At 44.9% G+C, this 15,934-nt stretch carries 14 protein-coding genes; 9 read left to right on the top strand and 5 right to left on the bottom strand.

The annotated features are described in order from the left end of the window. Positions 1-3 precede the first annotated feature (3 nt). Positions 4-942: an N-acetylmuramic acid 6-phosphate etherase gene (murQ, locus tag NLG07_RS04710; protein WP_254856543.1), complete on the bottom strand. Its 939-nt coding sequence runs from the start codon at positions 940-942 to the stop codon at positions 4-6. A 354-nt stretch (positions 943-1,296) separates the two neighbouring features. Here murQ and alr point away from each other — a divergent pair, with 354 nt between their 5' ends. The 3 genes from alr to NLG07_RS04725 all read left to right on the top strand — a co-directional run bounded on the left by alr (position 1,297) and on the right by NLG07_RS04725 (position 7,867). After that, entirely contained in the window at positions 1,297-2,394 is a 1,098-nt protein-coding gene (gene alr / locus NLG07_RS04715) for an alanine racemase (RefSeq protein WP_254856544.1), read from the top strand. Between the two features lie 125 nt (positions 2,395-2,519). Continuing rightward, positions 2,520-6,335 (top strand): bifunctional proline dehydrogenase/L-glutamate gamma-semialdehyde dehydrogenase PutA, encoded by a 3,816-nt coding sequence (gene putA, locus NLG07_RS04720; RefSeq protein WP_254856545.1) that lies wholly within the window; start codon positions 2,520-2,522, stop codon positions 6,333-6,335. 11 nt (positions 6,336-6,346) lie between these two features. Beyond that, positions 6,347-7,867, top strand: a complete 1,521-nt coding sequence (locus NLG07_RS04725) for an inorganic triphosphatase (RefSeq protein ID WP_254856546.1) — start codon at positions 6,347-6,349, stop codon at positions 7,865-7,867. On the opposite strand, the gene NLG07_RS04730 is transcribed toward NLG07_RS04725, so the two are convergent. From NLG07_RS04730 to mutH, 3 genes are all read right to left on the bottom strand, one after another. After that, entirely contained in the window at positions 7,868-8,362 is a 495-nt protein-coding gene (locus NLG07_RS04730) for a hypothetical protein (RefSeq protein WP_254856547.1), read from the bottom strand. Between the two features lie 31 nt (positions 8,363-8,393). Continuing rightward, the gene (locus NLG07_RS04735) at positions 8,394-8,852 is read right to left on the bottom strand and encodes a hypothetical protein (RefSeq protein ID WP_254856548.1); all 459 of its coding nucleotides are present in this window, start codon (positions 8,850-8,852) and stop codon (positions 8,394-8,396) included. A 107-nt stretch (positions 8,853-8,959) separates the two neighbouring features. Beyond that, entirely contained in the window at positions 8,960-9,622 is a 663-nt protein-coding gene (mutH, locus tag NLG07_RS04740; protein ID WP_254856805.1) for a DNA mismatch repair endonuclease MutH, read from the bottom strand. Between the two features lie 85 nt (positions 9,623-9,707). On the opposite strand from mutH, the gene rppH reads away from it, so the two are divergent. Genes rppH through NLG07_RS04770 form a run of 6 tightly spaced genes read left to right on the top strand, consistent with a single transcriptional unit; the run spans position 9,708 to position 15,191 of the window. Next, positions 9,708-10,259: an RNA pyrophosphohydrolase gene (gene rppH / locus NLG07_RS04745; protein ID WP_254856549.1), complete on the top strand. Its 552-nt coding sequence runs from the start codon at positions 9,708-9,710 to the stop codon at positions 10,257-10,259. A 2-nt stretch (positions 10,260-10,261) separates the two neighbouring features. Further along, positions 10,262-12,541 carry a phosphoenolpyruvate--protein phosphotransferase gene (gene ptsP / locus NLG07_RS04750; protein WP_254856806.1) on the top strand — a complete coding sequence of 760 codons (2,280 nt, stop codon included), beginning with the start codon at positions 10,262-10,264 and terminating at the stop codon, positions 12,539-12,541. A 23-nt stretch (positions 12,542-12,564) separates the two neighbouring features. After that, on the top strand, positions 12,565-13,374 hold the full coding sequence (locus NLG07_RS04755) for a sulfite exporter TauE/SafE family protein (protein WP_254856550.1): 810 nt from the start codon (positions 12,565-12,567) through the stop codon (positions 13,372-13,374). Continuing rightward, positions 13,375-14,181 carry a prolipoprotein diacylglyceryl transferase gene (gene lgt / locus NLG07_RS04760; RefSeq protein WP_254856551.1) on the top strand — a complete coding sequence of 269 codons (807 nt, stop codon included), beginning with the start codon at positions 13,375-13,377 and terminating at the stop codon, positions 14,179-14,181. Beyond that, on the top strand, positions 14,178-15,035 hold the full coding sequence (locus tag NLG07_RS04765; RefSeq protein ID WP_254856552.1) for a thymidylate synthase: 858 nt from the start codon (positions 14,178-14,180) through the stop codon (positions 15,033-15,035). The genes lgt and NLG07_RS04765 overlap by 4 nt, the downstream gene beginning before the upstream one ends. Next, a complete protein-coding gene (locus NLG07_RS04770; protein ID WP_254856553.1) occupies positions 15,036-15,191 on the top strand; it encodes a hypothetical protein in 156 nt (51 codons plus the stop codon). On the opposite strand, the gene NLG07_RS04775 is transcribed toward NLG07_RS04770, so the two are convergent. Next, entirely contained in the window at positions 15,188-15,769 is a 582-nt protein-coding gene (locus NLG07_RS04775) for an FMN-dependent NADH-azoreductase (protein WP_254856554.1), read from the bottom strand. The two genes, NLG07_RS04770 and NLG07_RS04775, sit on opposite strands and share 4 nt — an antisense overlap. Positions 15,770-15,934: the final 165 nt, after the last annotated feature.

A 15,934-nucleotide genomic window follows, 5' to 3' on the forward strand; every position in this document is an offset into this window, starting at 1 on the left:
GGTCTAGTCCCTCTCTACATTGGTGGGAGATTCAAGTGCGGCGCGCAAAAATCCATGATGCTCATCCAGTAATCTGCGTGCCGTCGTGCTCTCTAATCCTGAATGCACCATTAAAATGGCCAGTTTAGCACTGTGATCGGCTGCGATGAGTGCCGCACTGGCCACATCTTCACTGCATTGAGTGGCTTGCATTACAATGCGTTTGGCGCGAGCAACGAGTTTGGCATTGCTCGCATTAACATCCACCATGAGATTTTGATATACCTTACCCAGCTTGACCATGACAGTGGTACTGATCATATTCAAAATCATCTTTTGTGAGGTACCGGCTTTCATCCGAGTCGATCCAGTGACGACCTCAGGTCCAACTGGTGCACATATAACATGTTGGGCAAGCGAGTTGATGATGCCATTAGGATTATTGCTTATCGAAATAGTAAGTGCTCGCTTTTGATTGGCATATTGCAATGCGCCAACCGCGTAAGGCGTGCGCCCAGAGGCGGCGATGGAAACCACACAATCCTTTTCAGTGATGTGCTTATCCGCTAAGTCTTGTATAGCGAGATTGGGATCATCTTCAGCGCCTTCTGCGGCTTTAATAAATGCGCTTTCTCCTCCAGCAATGCAGGCCTGAATCATGGTATCTGGCACACTGAATGTCGGGCGGCATTCCACCGCATCAATGATCCCCATCCTGCCAGAGGTGCCCGCGCCACAATATAACAAACGCCCTCCTTGCTTGAGCCTAATGACAATTGCATCCACAGCGTGACTGATTTGGGGGATGACAGAACAAATTGTAGAGGCCACCCTTTGGTCTTCTCGGTTAATGAGTGTCAATATTTCGCACGAGCTTAACGTATCTAAGTTCATTGAATCAGAATGACGGGATTCAGATAAAATAGCATTGAGTTCATCTTGTGACGCACTAGGCTGGGTCATACTTGTGATTTTCCAGATAAACAGATTAGTGTATAAACCAGTGTACCGAGACACAATTGCCATGTAAATCCTAGTTACCGCCAAACAGACAATGCAATGCCACATACGCTGTTATCAGTAACATGGACAGCGGTACACTGGTAGGTTAAATGTTGGTAAAAATACGCATAGACAGAGCAAACGCAGCCATGAAGAGTCGAGCGGCAACATGAGAACGATTGACCCACTAACCTGATATGACTAGAATCGGGATATAGCTAAAAATACCAGAATATCGAGCCATTAGTATTCAGACATATTGATGTGATTGAACGGATTGAATATTTTTTCAGCATCACGTGAAAGGACCGAAAGTTGCAACGCAAAACCTTCGCCGAGATCGACTTGGCCGCCTTACGGCACAATATTAAGCTTTTGGATGATGGCCAGGCAACGCTGATTGGTGTGGTGAAAGCCAACGCGTATGGTCATGGTATCGAGGTCATTGCGCAGGAACTTGTTCATTCAGGTATAGAGGTTTTGGCGGTCGCATTTATTGATGAAGCAGTATTGTTGAGAACACGTGGCATTCGTCAGCCAATCTTGGTGCTAGAGGGGCCAATGGCTAAAGACGAGCTTGAGTGGATGCTCGCGCATAATTGCTGGCCGATGCTGCATACGCCAGAGCAATTTACGTGGTTGCCCAAACACAGCGAGCCGAGTGTGCCCATTTGGTGCAAACTAGACACTGGTATGCATCGTTTAGGACTTAGCCCCGAAGAATTGGAACCGGTGTTATCACAAACTAGCTTGTGGGGCATCAAAAATAACATCGTATTGGCGACGCATTTTGCGTGCGCGGATACGCCCAATGACCCATTCTCTCAACAACAACTAGCGCGATTCACTCGAATTCAGCAGAAGTTTAATTGTCCAGTGAGCATCTGTAATTCTGCAGGGCATATATACCAACTGGGTCAAGGTATTGAGCAACAACAATACGCACGTGTTGGCATCAGTTTGTACGGTTGTGCGCCCAGTAATCAGGTTGAAGACATGGCTCTATTGGATTTACGCCCCGTTATGACTTTGCAAGCCCCAGTGATTGCCTTACGACAAGTCAAGCAAGGCTGTAGTGTTGGATACGGGCAAAGCTGGCGTGCAGAACGTGATTGTTTGATTGCGACGGTTGCAATTGGATACGCCGATGGATATCCACGCCATGCTAGTAATTGTGCTCATGTGATGCTCAATGGGGTGACTTGCCCAGTGGTTGGCCAAGTATCAATGGATATGATCACAATTGATGTCACTGATGCTTCAGTAAATATTGGGGATTGGGTAGAGCTATGGGGCAACAAGTACCCTGTCGAGCAGCTTGCCAACGCAATTGGAACCATCAATTATGAGTGTGTTACGCGTGTTTCAGAACGAGTGCCAAGACTGTACTTGGATCCACAGCAAATAGATTAAAAAAAGTAATCCAAAACACTAATTTAATTTACGCATGATAACTAGTCAAAATCACTAAAAAAGCGTAAATTTGCATTGATAATAATAATAATAATATAAGACAGAAATCCTTAAAGAGGCAATGCATGTTGTTATCTCTCCCTGATTCCGCACATTCTTTTTTGCGTCAAACGATTCGCCAACACTATCGCATCGACGAAGCTCAGGCAATGGCAAGTATTTTGCCTCGGGCAGAAATCCCGTTAACCCAGCGCACTCGAGCATGGGAGCGTGCCCGTAAGATGGTGTTGCACATTCGCCAAGCGCAACAGGGACACGGAGGGGTCGATGCGTTGCTCAACGAATTTTCGCTCTCCACAGCAGAAGGCATTGCGTTAATGTGTTTGGCGGAAGCCTTATTGCGCATTCCCGATACCAAAACCCAGGACGATTTAATTCGAGATAAATTGGCACGAGGCGAATGGACACCGCATCTAGGTAATAGCGATTCGCTGTTTGTAAATGCCTCAGCTTGGGGGTTATTGTTTACTGGCAACTTAGTTGAGTACGCTGATGAAAAACGCACAGCTGAGTTTGGAGTATTGAAAAAAACCCTCGGCCGTCTTGGTGAACCAGTCATTCGTAAATCCATGAATATTGCGATGAAAGTCATGGGTAAGCAGTTTGTAATGGGGGAGACCATAAACGAAGCAGTTAAACGAGCTCGTACTAAAGAATCAGCGGGTTATGCATATTCTTACGACATGCTTGGCGAAGGTGCTCGTACGCAGCATGATGCCGATCGCTATTATCAAAATTACGTCGATGCGATTCATGTTATCGGTAAAGCGGCAGAGGGCAAAGGGCCAATAAAATCCCCCGGAATTTCAGTCAAATTATCTGCGATCCACCCTCGCTATGAATGGACGCATTACGATCGAGTTATGTCGGAGTTACCGCAGAGATTAAAGTCGCTTTGTCTTCTTGCCAAACAGTACGATATTGGTTTGACAGTCGATGCCGAAGAATCAGAGCGACTGGATATTTCGTTAGACATTATTGGCCAAGTGTACAGTGATCCTGAACTAGGGCCATGGTGTGGTTTTGGTCTGGCCGTTCAAGCGTATCAAACCAGAGCGATTCATGTCATTGATTATTTGTGCGAGCTAAGTCAATCGGTCGGGCGCAAGTTAATGGTTCGTCTGGTGAAAGGTGCCTACTGGGATTCGGAAATTAAGCATTCACAACAACTTGGTGTTGCTCATTATCCGGTCTTTACCCGTAAATCTTCTACCGATGTATCTTATCATGCGTGTGCCAATAAACTGCTGGCGCATCGCGATACGATTTTCCCCCAATTTGCCACGCATAATGCGTATACCGCATCGGTCATCATCGAAGCGTCAGGCGGTTGCAAAGATGATTTTGAGTTTCAGTGTTTACATGGCATGGGTGATTCACTATATGACCAGGTTGTTTCAGAAGAAAAAATTCAATGTCGAGTTTACGCACCCGTCGGACAGCATGAAGATTTGTTGGCTTACTTGGTAAGACGATTGTTAGAAAATGGTGCGAATTCCTCATTTGTGAATGCCATAGTTGATCCAGACCTACCCGTTGAGTCCTTGTTAATAGACCCAGTGGAGCGCACAACAAGACTGGCTCAGATTGCCAATACACAAATACCTCTGCCCACCGAAATGTTCCAAGATCGCAAGAACTCAAAAGGTCTTGATATTTTTGACCAGCAGGGAATGGAGCCATTAGTAGAAAAAATTAACCAGTTTGTGTCTACTTACCTACCGCTGGATTTATCGCAAAAGCCATATCAGTCAGATGATCAACTTGTCATTTATAACCCAGCTCGGCCAAATGACGTCGTCGCAGTGCTGCCAAAAGATAATCAAGACGCAATGTTGGACAAATTAACTAAAGCCCAACAAGCACAGTTAGAATGGTCTTCAATCAGCGTAAACGCACGAGCAAAATACATTAATCAACTGGCAGATGCACTAGAAATCCATCAAGCCGAATTGATCGGATTGTGTATGCAAGAAGCGGGTAAAGTGTTGCAAGACAGTATCGACGAGATCCGCGAAGCCGTAGATTTTTGTCGTTATTATGCGGTCGAAGCTCAAACACTTGAAAAAGATCCGCGTTTATCGCCACGAGGCGTTGTTTTGTGTATTAGTCCATGGAACTTTCCGTTGGCGATATTTTTGGGCCAAGTGGTGGCAGCCTTGGTCACCGGTAATACGGTATTGGCGAAACCCGCAGAACAAACCAGTCTCATTGCGCATTACACAAGAGAATTGATGACACAAGTCGGGATCCCTTTAGATGTGTGTCAGTTAATTTTTTCTGAAGGCAATCCAGTTGGTGAGTGTTTACTTCCAGATGATCGAATCAATGCTGTAATGTTCACTGGGTCAACGCAAACAGGCACTCGAATCTCCCAAACTCTAGCTCAGCGCAAGCATGAGCAAGTGCCACTGATTGCAGAAACAGGCGGCCAAAATTGTATGATTGTCGATTCAACGGCTCTCCCTGAGCAGGTGGTTGATGATGTTATTACTTCCGGTTTTCAAAGTGCCGGGCAACGTTGTTCCGCACTGCGAGTCTTATACGTGCAGGAAGACATTGCCGATAAGGTCATTACTATGATCAGTGGGGCTATGCGAGAGCTAAATATCGGTTTGCCTTCCAATTTAGCGACCGATATAGGTCCTGTTATTGATGCCAAAGCATTGCGAAACTTGGAACAACACGCACATTACATGAGCGACTTAATTGGCCATGGACATGCTCAATGCCATTATCAATGCGAGATTGATAATGAACTAGAAGGCTACTTTTGGGCGCCGAGACTATATGAAATCGATTCTATTTCTCGACTCGAAGGCGAGGTGTTTGGGCCCTGTGTCCATGTGATTCGCTTCAAAGGCGATGAGATAGACGCGGTCGTGGAGCAAATTAATGCAACCGGCTTCGGTTTGACAATGGGGATCCATTCTCGTCTTGAATTTCGGGCAGAAGCCTTGTCACGAGCATCTCGCGCCGGTAATGTCTATATTAATCGCAATATGATCGGCGCTGTGGTGGGAGTACAACCTTTTGGTGGACGCGGCCTTTCTGGTACGGGGCCAAAAGCGGGTGGACCGAATTATTTACCCCGTCTGTTATGTGAAAAAGCAACGCCCAACGTTGGCGCTGCAGTCAGCCATCAAGATGAATTGTTACAATCGACTCAGAATTCACAGGACGAAGTCAATGCTATGTTGACTGCATCAGAAGCACAATTTTCTGCTTGGAGAGGATTATCTGTTATGCAGCGCACTTCGGTATTGCGCCAGATGTTGGCACAATTAGATGACGTACCTATGTTACTCGACTTTGCCGATGACCTTGAAAGAACACTGGGTGTGTGTCGTCAACAATTAATGGACATTGAAAAGCATTTGAAGAGCCCTAGGGTGTTACCTGGTCCTACAGGTGAGCGCAATGTTTTGCGGTATGAACCGAGAGGTATCTTGGTCTGTTTGGCTGATAAGGAAGTGTCATTTGAATACTGGGCTTTGTCTTTGGTCACAGCATTAGGCACGGGTAATATGGTAATTTCGGTCGTTTCGGATGAGTTTTATGCTCCGGCACAGGCTTTTGCGCAAAAATTAGCGAAAACAGGAAGATCATCAGACATATTTCAAATTGCAAGATTACATCATGTGCAGGCTTTATTGAAAGACGCGAGGTTAGCAGGGGTTATCATTGATAGCAAATCCATGCGTAGCGGCGTGATAAGCTCTATGCTGGCAGCGCGTGAAGGAGCAATTTTACCCGTGATCACGGCTGAATATAATGATACTCTACTGCAACGCACAGTCACAGAAAAAACCATCAGTATCGATACCACTGCATCTGGAGGCAACACCTCGTTAATGACATTGGTCGATAGCGATGACTAGTTAGGGTATTAATGGACGTTAATCAACCGCAGACACAACCTTTGGAAGTCGAGCTTAAGCTCATTACTCAGCACGATGCATTAAGTGTTTTCCAAGAAATAATACTGCCTCAATTTTCAGGTACTGTTGAGAAGGTTTCGGCAACGCTCAAAAATCAGTATTTTGATACGCCTGAACAGTTACTGAGACAGCACCGGATGGGGCTGAGAGTGCGCAGTATTAATGACGTTCATGAGCAGACTTTAAAACAAAAAGGGGCAGTCGTTGGTGGTTTGCATCGACGTCCCGAATACAATGTGCCACTTGCCACAGCAAATGTCGATATTCGGTTATTTCCAGAAGAAATTTGGCCTAGTGATTTTCATATCAATACCGTTCAAGATACGTTGGTACCTATTTTTACGACTCACTTCCACCGCACAACGTTTACCTTAGCTGATGCAAGCGGTAACGTGTTTGAGGTGGTGTTTGATGTGGGGGATATCGCAACAGATAAGGCCAACCGCGCAATCAATGAAATTGAGTTAGAGCTTGTCAAAGGACAACCAGAACAACTATTTGCCTTTGCCAAAATAATTGCCAAACACATTCCGGTTAGGGTAAATGATCTGACCAAGGCTGCGTTTGGCTATGCTTTAGCGAATGGCAAAGAGTTTAAAGTAAAACATTTACCTTATGTACTCCCACTATCTCGCCATGCAACTACTGAAGAAGCCTTTATTGCCGCGGTAAATGCTGCGTTAAGCCACTGGCAATATAACCAAAGTGTCTATATGGAGTCCTTTAAGTTACAGGCACTGACTGAAGTGGTCAAAGGAATACGTCTGCTATTACAAGCTTTGTCATTATATTTACCTGTATTACAGTGTCGCGAGTTGTTGAACCTGCATAAGCAACTGATCAAGTTTTCACAGCAATTAGATTGGGAAGATGAGATTCATGCGATTCGATACTTGCGTTCTCGTAAAGGACCTTTCAGCAAACGCATCAATAAAGAACAAGGCTTGATGGGGTACTTACAAGGTCGCAAAGAAGGTATATTAAACACGCAAGCTCCCCAAGAAATCATCTTTTCTCAACAGTCGTCTACTTTGCAATTAACAACGGCGGAGCTCATGCTATTAAAACCATGGCGAAGCGTTGCAAAAGCTTATGACGCTCCCGTTACCGAACACGCTCATGGCTGGCTTTCCCAGGGTTGGCAAACTATTCTGCAAGCGATGCCCAAGCGCGCTATGACGGTCACACAATATCTCTCTACTGAAGCTATGTTACGTCAAATATTGCGCAATGGCTTTATGCTGGCGGGATTGTTTGACGAAGAACGAGAACAATTTCGCGCTCCTTGGTTAGATCTTGCACTAGGTTTAGAAGAACTTAATGCTCTAGTGTTACTCGATGAGATTTTGTTGGAGATTGACCTCGATGAACAACATGAACTACAACAGTGGACAAAAGACAAAATCAAAGCATTGTTAAATGTAATGGAAATGACTCGTCAAGTTGCGATCAGTGCTGATATCTATTGGTGATCAGCAGTAAATAAGTTTAGAAGGGCTGGCTTGGTAATACGATATGATATGATTCTGAGTAAGTTTAATTGGATAAGTCAAAGGAATGTAGTCAGTCAACTTGTGTGTATAAGCATTGATTATCTGGTCAAAATGATCGATCTGATGGAAACTGAATTTGTTAAACGCACTGTGCAAATGCTGAAGCGTATTGATTATTACCGAGTTTGGCCGTCGCACAAAATAAATACGACGTTCAACTTGGTAAAACTGAGTGTTGAAAAACAACTGCCAGCCAGCTTCTCGCATTAATAATTTATCAGAGCTTTGGCACTCGGTCGGAATGTTATGCTCTGCTGTCCAGATAAAACAATCATGACTCGCCAACATCCCATCTCCGTGATAAATATCGATATGAGTCGGTTTTGGATTGAATGGATGCAATAAATAAAGACCAGATCGAATCGGATGGCCAATAACTACGGGACGATTTTCCTGAGTGATAAAGGTAAACATAATGTTCAGGTATTTAATCAATTCTACTGTTTTAACAATAGACGATTTCAGAAGGTTTTGCGTAATAATAAGAAATAATATCAGTAGAACTGAACTTTAATGGAAACATCAACGGCAAATAATCGTTGACTCTATGCCTGACTGAATTTTTGAGTTGTTTAAAGTGCGTCAGGTGACGAAAGTCAAATGCTTGAAAATTGGGGTTAATTGAGATTAATGAGTTGATAATCATTTTGTTGGGCTTGCGGGTAAAAAACAACGTCGTCCCTACTTGGTAAAAACTGACATTAAAAAATAACTGCCAACCGGCTTCACGCATGATGTGGAAGTCATCACACTGCATTTGCACTGGTATATTGTTCTCGGCTATCCACAAGAAGCAGTCTTTATTGGCAAAGACACCATTGCCATCGTAACTTTTAATTAGAGTAGGTTTATTGTGAAAAGGATTAAGTTGAAACAAATCATCGTAGATGTGTTTCTGGATCATAATTGGCTGATTGTCTTGGTTTGTAAACGTAAACACAGGTAATGCAGAACCCTTTATGTAAAATTGGGTAACCACTCAAAAGGGTGGAAATTTTTTTTCTAATGCTATCACTCAAATATAGACTGAGTAAATGATTTTCGCAAATAAAAGCCTCGTGGTCGAGTTAAAATTGACTCTCCTTTGCTACCGGTTGCTGGAGTTAGGGCTTTCCCATCGGCTGCTTTAGGTCGAATGTGCAGCGCAACGCCTCGTTTGGCGTTGATCTTTTCAATATTGCCAAGGCTTATCATCTCACACAGTTCTTCCCAGTCTTGCTGCAAAACTCGTTCTTGCTGAGTGTTAGGGCGCCACAGTTTTGGCATGCCGACGATGCGTTCTCGCGGTGCAATACTTCGCTCGCCTAGAATAGGTACAAACAATACACGTTGGAGTTTGTTTCTGACTGAGCTATTTTGCCAAGTGGTACCAAAAGGGATTTTGGTATGGGCAAAGCAGACATAGGTGGTCTCTAAAACTTTTCCACACCGGTCTACCGGAATAGTTTTGAGTTCCACTCCTAACTCAGGGAAGTCTTGTTGTGGTGTTGAGCCCGCGGTTGCCCCAAGCCATAATTCAATCAATTGCCCAGTAAAGCCTTTGTGTTGCCGAAAATGCTCAGGCACATTTACATTTGCTAACTCACTAAGCTCGCCTAACGACAGCCCTGCAATCAACTCAGCTCTATTCAATAGGGATGTTATGTCTGGTGGGGGGGTCGATGGAGGATGCAAAATAATATTCACTTAACGCTAGGAAATGTTAACAGTTTGTGGAAAAATGACAGTATATATAAGATTGATTTGAATTGGTATTCAAGTGATTGATACTGAAGGCTACAGAGCCAATGTCGGTATCATTATCTGCAACCAACAAGGGCAAGTTTTTTGGGCTAAACGCATAGGCCAACACACTTGGCAATTTCCCCAAGGGGGAATTGATGATGGGGAGACCCCTGAGCAGGCAATGTACCGCGAATTGCAAGAGGAAGTTGGGCTTGCGCCAAGTGATATTGAGATTCTTGGCGTAACCCGAAATTGGATCCGTTATAAACTACCAAAACGTTTTATTCGTACAGGCTCACAACCTGTATGCATCGGACAAAAACAAAAGTGGTACCTACTGCGTTTAACCTGTCCTGAAGATAGTGTTGATGTGCTGCATTCAGGGCATCCAGAATTTGACGGTTGGCGTTGGGTCAGTTATTGGTATCCCATTCGCAACGTCGTCTCGTTCAAACGGGAAGTCTATCGTCGAGCGTTAAAAGAGCTATTACCCTGGATTCAAGCGCTGACGCGTTCGCAACAACCAGGTCGTCGGCATCGCCACAAACGCAGAAAACAACGTCAAGCTGGAACTACGTATTCATGAACATGCTTACCACGCTGCAGCGTATTGTCCAAGAAGTGAATCGAATCCCAGAGATTGAACGGGCATTGCAGTATTTGGTGAGTACGATTAAAGCCACAATGCAAGTTGATTCTTGTTCTGTTTACCTTTCTAATTATGACGCACAACATCATGTTCTCACTGCAACGGATGGACTTTCTCCCGATGCGGTTGGTGCGGTCTGTATTGGTTTTTCTGAAGGATTGATAGGATTGGTAGGTCAGCGTGAAGAACCGCTAAATATCGACGATGCACATCATCATCCGCGGTTTAAACACTATCCTGAGGTAAAAGAAGAAAACTACAATGCATTTTTGGGCGTCCCAATTATCCATCAACGTCGCGTATTGGGCATCTTGACCATGCAACAAGGTGAACAACGACGGTTTAGTGCAGATGAAGAAGCTTTTTTGGTGACTCTAGCAACGCAACTTGCATTAGCGATCGCCCACGCAAATACGTTTGGCGAGTTAATGTTCTCAGAGGCCAATGCAACGCCAACAGTTGCGCAAGTGATCAATGGTGTACCTGGTTCGACAGGGCTTGGCCTTGGGCGTGGTTATGTACCGGTATTAAGCGCAGACATTGATAAAGTCATCCATCGCAAAGCAAGTGATATCTCGGAGCAGATCGTTTTATACCGGCAAGCCGTTGAGGCGACTCGCACTGAGGTTGCACAACTATCATCGAATCTGGACGATAGCTTACCAGAAGACGTCAAAGCAATATTTGTGTTGTATGACCAATTATTAGATGCCAATTCTCTTGGGCGCGAAGTTGAAGCACAAATTAAAGACGGCTGGGATGCTGCAACTGCTTTAAAACTGGTGATTCAAGATTATGCCGGTCGATTCAAAGCAATGGACGACCCATACATGCAAGAACGCGCAGTAGATATTGTGGATTTGTCTAATCGCATTCTCAAACACATTATGTTTGATGATACATATACTGCGATCCCACAGGACGATGTTATTGTGGTCGCTGAAGAACTCAGCCCGACGTTACTAGCGGAATTCCAGAAAGAACGCCTTAAAGGGATAATCACGATCCGTGGTTCACAAAACTCGCATGCGGCGATTTTAGCTCGTGCCATGGGTATCCCAGCGGTGATGGGGGTAAGCTCTATTCTGCCCAATTTGTTACACAATAAAACCTTGTTTATCGATGGTTATGCAGGTTCTATAATCGTCAGCCCGTCTGAGGTGCAAGCCAAAGAATGCGCTTTATTAATAGCCGAAGAAGAATCATTGCACGAGCGCATTGATGCGCAAAAAGACCTGCCTACCGTCACAAAAGATTCTCATCCAATGGATTTGTTTGTTAACGCAGGATTAGCGGCTGACCAAGAGCTAAAAGATAATCAAAACATTATGGGAGTCGGTCTATTTCGTACTGAAATCCCTTTTATGATGCGCGAACGCTTCCCTTCAGAAGATGAGCAATTTGAGATTTACCGCGGAATTTTGCAGGCGCATCCTGAAAAACCCATCACTATGCGCACACTTGATGTCGGTGGCGACAAGCCGTTACCTTATTTTCCTATTGTCGAAGACAATCCATTTTTAGGCTGGCGAGGGATCCGCATGACGCTCGACCAGCCGGAGATATTTTTGGTACAAGCCAGGGCCATGATTCGGGCAAGTGAGGATCTCACCAATCTACAAATTTTACTGCCGATGGTGTCATCGCTTAATGAAGTGCGAGAGGCAAAACGTTTGTTACAACAGGCGTTTTATGAAGTGAAAGAAGAATCGAACAAAAATCGCACTACTTTGATGATGCCCAAACTCGGGGTAATGCTAGAAGTCCCTGCGGCGGTACACATCATGGCACAGCTAGCTAAAGACGTGGACTTTTTCTCAGTGGGTACGAATGATTTAACCCAATATTTGTTGGCCGTTGATCGCAACAATCCACGGGTTTCTGCTTTGTATCAAAGTTATCATCCAGCCGTGTTGCAGGTGATGATGCACATTGCTGAGCAAGCTGAATTACTGAATAAGCCAGTGACCGTGTGCGGAGAATTAGCTGGCGATCCAGCTGGAGCGTTGTTGTTAATGGCAATGGGCTATACCAAACTCAGCATGAGTGCGTATAATGTGCGCAAGATCAACTGGGTATTGCGCAGTATTCGCTTGTATTCAGCTCAGCACTTGTTAAGTGAAGTACTGAACTTGTCTGATCCGCACATCATCAAATCCCATCTTGATGCCTATCTCGAATCACATCAACTGGGCGGCCTTGTGAGAGCCGGCAGTTAATACGGAGCTTTGTTTACTTTTTTATGCCTGTTGAAATCATTATATTATTGTTCTGTGTTGGGATTGGTTCGATCGTTGGTATCTTAGCCGGGATGTTGGGAATTGGTGGCGGTCTCATTATCGTGCCAGCGCTGACTTATATGTTGAGTTATTTTTTGGGCTTATCGCCTTTCTTAACGATTACCATTGCTATTGCGACATCTTTATCGACCATTATTTTGACTGGATTGTCCTCTTCTCGTGCCCATTATGCTTTGGGTAACGTCAAGCGAGACATTGTATGGTATTGCGCGTTAGGCATTGCATTTGGTGCATCTTTTGGGGCACAAACGGCCAGTGTTTTAGACGGTAGAATACTTAAGGGGATTTTTGCGGGGTTGGTGATTCTGGTTGCTTTGCAGATGATTTTGGGTAAAAAATCCAGCTCTTCTGTGTCATATACTCCGGTTATCCTCTTGGTAGTAGGCCTAATTGCCGGATTTTTATCAGCGTTAATGGGAATAGGCGGGGGGGCATTGCTTGTGCCCGCTCTAGTGTTATTTCGTGTTGAATTACGCCAAGCCATTGGTTGTGCCGCAGTATGCGGGTTGGTGATTGCGCTATTTGGAACAGTTAATTTTGTGTACACCGGTTGGTCGGTGCCGGAGTTGCCCCCGTATTCGTTAGGTTATGTATATTTGCCGGCGGCTTTGGGGATTGTCTTAAGTTCAGTCTTTACCGCACCTGTGGGCGCGCGTTGGGGGCAGGCAATGGATACGGTAAAGTTAAAACGATTTTTTGCCCTGTTTTTAGTCATTGTGAGTATTCGTATGCTTTACGACATAGGAGTGTAAATGCAACCTGAGCAAAGTTATTGGGTATTTGAAGCTATTGATCCGGTGATATTTAGTATCGGCCCTTTGGCAGTGCGCTGGTATGGATTGATGTATTTAGTGGGTTTTGTGGCCGCTTACTATCTTGCCAAATCTCGAATGAAACGCATTGGCTGGAATGAAGACGATATTGGTGATCTGTTATTCTGGGGGTTCGTCGGTGTGGTCGCCGGAGGCCGAGTTGGCTATGTGTTGTTTTATCAGTTTTCATCTTTTTTGGCTGATCCGCTGTACCTTTTCAAGATCTGGACCGGTGGAATGTCCTTTCACGGTGGTTTAATCGGGGTACTGGTGGCTTTGTGGCTGTTTGCCCGCAAGAAGACGGTCTCGTTTCTCACCGTCGGGGATTTTGTTGCACCGATTGTTCCGCTTGGCTTAGCAGCCGGTCGAATTGGTAATTTTATCAACGGTGAATTGTGGGGACGAGTCACGGATGTGCCTTGGGCGATTGTTTTTCCTGCGGCAGGTCCTGAACCGCGTCATCCCTCTCAGTTGTATCAATTTGCCCTAGAAGGTCTTACTCTATTTGTGTTGATTTGGTTGTTCTCTCGTCAGCCTCGCCCGACTGGTGCAGTGGGCGGACTGTTTCTTGCAGGTTATGGTGTATTCCGTTTCATCGTTGAATTTGCACGTCAACCGGATGCGCATTTAGGGTTGAACACGCTCGGACTGTCGCAAGGACAAATGCTCAGTATACCTATGATTTTGCTTGGTTTAGGCTTGATCGTGTATGCTTACAAATATAACAACAAAGAGGGCAAAGCATGATTTACCGCCAATACGAAGATTTGTGTCAACGCATCATTGATGAGGGTGAATGGGTCGCTAATGAACGCACCGGTAAGCGCTGTTTGACGCTAATTAATGCTGATTTGGAATACGATGTTGAGAACAATGTGTTTCCTTTGTGTACGACGCGTAAAAGTTTCTATAAAGCGGCCATAGCAGAGCTTCTAGGGTATTTACGCGGTTACGACAATGCCGCTGATTTTCGTGCCATTGGTTGTAATACCTGGAATGCCAACGCCAATGAAAATGCGTCTTGGCTGGCCAATCCTCATCGCAAAGGTGAGGACGATATGGGGCGTGTCTATGGCGTACAAGGGCGTCGTTGGCAAAAGCCGGACGGTTCAACCTTAGATCAACTACGCAAAATCGTCGATGATTTATCTAATGGGGTGGACGATCGCGGTGAGATCCTAACCTTCTACAATCCGGGCGAATTTGAGATGGGCTGCTTGCGTCCGTGTATGCACACGCATCATTTTTCATTACTCGGTGGTAAGCTGTATTTGAATAGCATGCAGCGCAGTGCGGATATTCCATTAGGTGTGAATTTTAATCAGGTGCAAGTGTATGTGTTGTTGGCGTTGATGGCGCAGATCACCGGTCACAAGCCGGGTAAGGCGTATCACAAAATAGTCAATGCTCACATCTATGAAGACCAACTCGAACTGATGCGTGATGTACAGCTCAAACGTGAACCGTTTGCCGCGCCGAAGCTGTGGATCAACCCGGAAATCAAATCACTTGAAGACATTGAAACATGGGTGACGCGAGATGACTTTAAAGTCGAAGGGTACGAATGTCATGAGCCAATCGCTTATCCGTTCGCAGTGTAGTTGCGGTCAGCAAAAGGTCTCATTTCTAACCTCTATTTAATCAGTGATGCATTACCTCAACACTGTGCGCGTTTGGACGAGTTTGAAGGCGCATATCGGTTCTATGAATTGATGATGCGCCTGTGGGTCGAACGGCGTTTAGTTATGGAAGATTAAACCAATGCCTCTAACTCCGCTTTCGCTGCGTTCAAAACGGTCTCAGGCTCTTCCATGCCTAAACCTTCTGCATGCACAACATGCACATCGGTTAGCCCCAAGAAATTAAAGAAAGTGTGTAACCAAGGAGTCAAGGTGTCCATCGGTGTGCCTTTGTATTTGCCGCCGCTGGCAATGGCGATGATGACTTTTTTGCCATCAAGCAACCCTTGTGGGCCCGTTTCGGTATAGCGAAAGGTCACGCCAGCACGCGCAATATGATCGACCCAAGCCTTGAAAGTCGAAGGCGCCCCAAAATTATACATTGGCATCCCAATCACTATGGTATCTGCCGCTTGCACTTCAGCAATCAAATCATCAGAAATTTGGGCTAATTCATTTTGTTCCGCAGTACGGGTTGAGGTATCGGTCATCCAAGCCCGCATCGCTTCGCTCGATAAAGAAGGTATTGCATTCGGGGTTAAATCACGTTTTGTAATAGCAACGCCACTTAACTTACTGACATAGTGCGCCGTTAATGCGCTAGAATTGCCGTTATCACCTTGAATTGATGCGTTGACCACAAATACTTGAGTCATCTTGTTCTCCAAAAAATAGTTTAATCAGGGTAAGTGAGATAATCATAGTATTAAATTATTTAGAATAAAAATGATAAAAATAGCGCATAATGTTCGATTTTATAGAATGAAAAAGATTCGAAAAAATAGATGGAAACATTGGGGTTTTTGCACTGGAAGTTACAT

Source organism: Alteromonas sp. LMIT006 (genome assembly GCF_024300645.1).
GTDB classification, from domain to species: Bacteria; Pseudomonadota; Gammaproteobacteria; order Enterobacterales; family Alteromonadaceae; genus Opacimonas; species Opacimonas immobilis.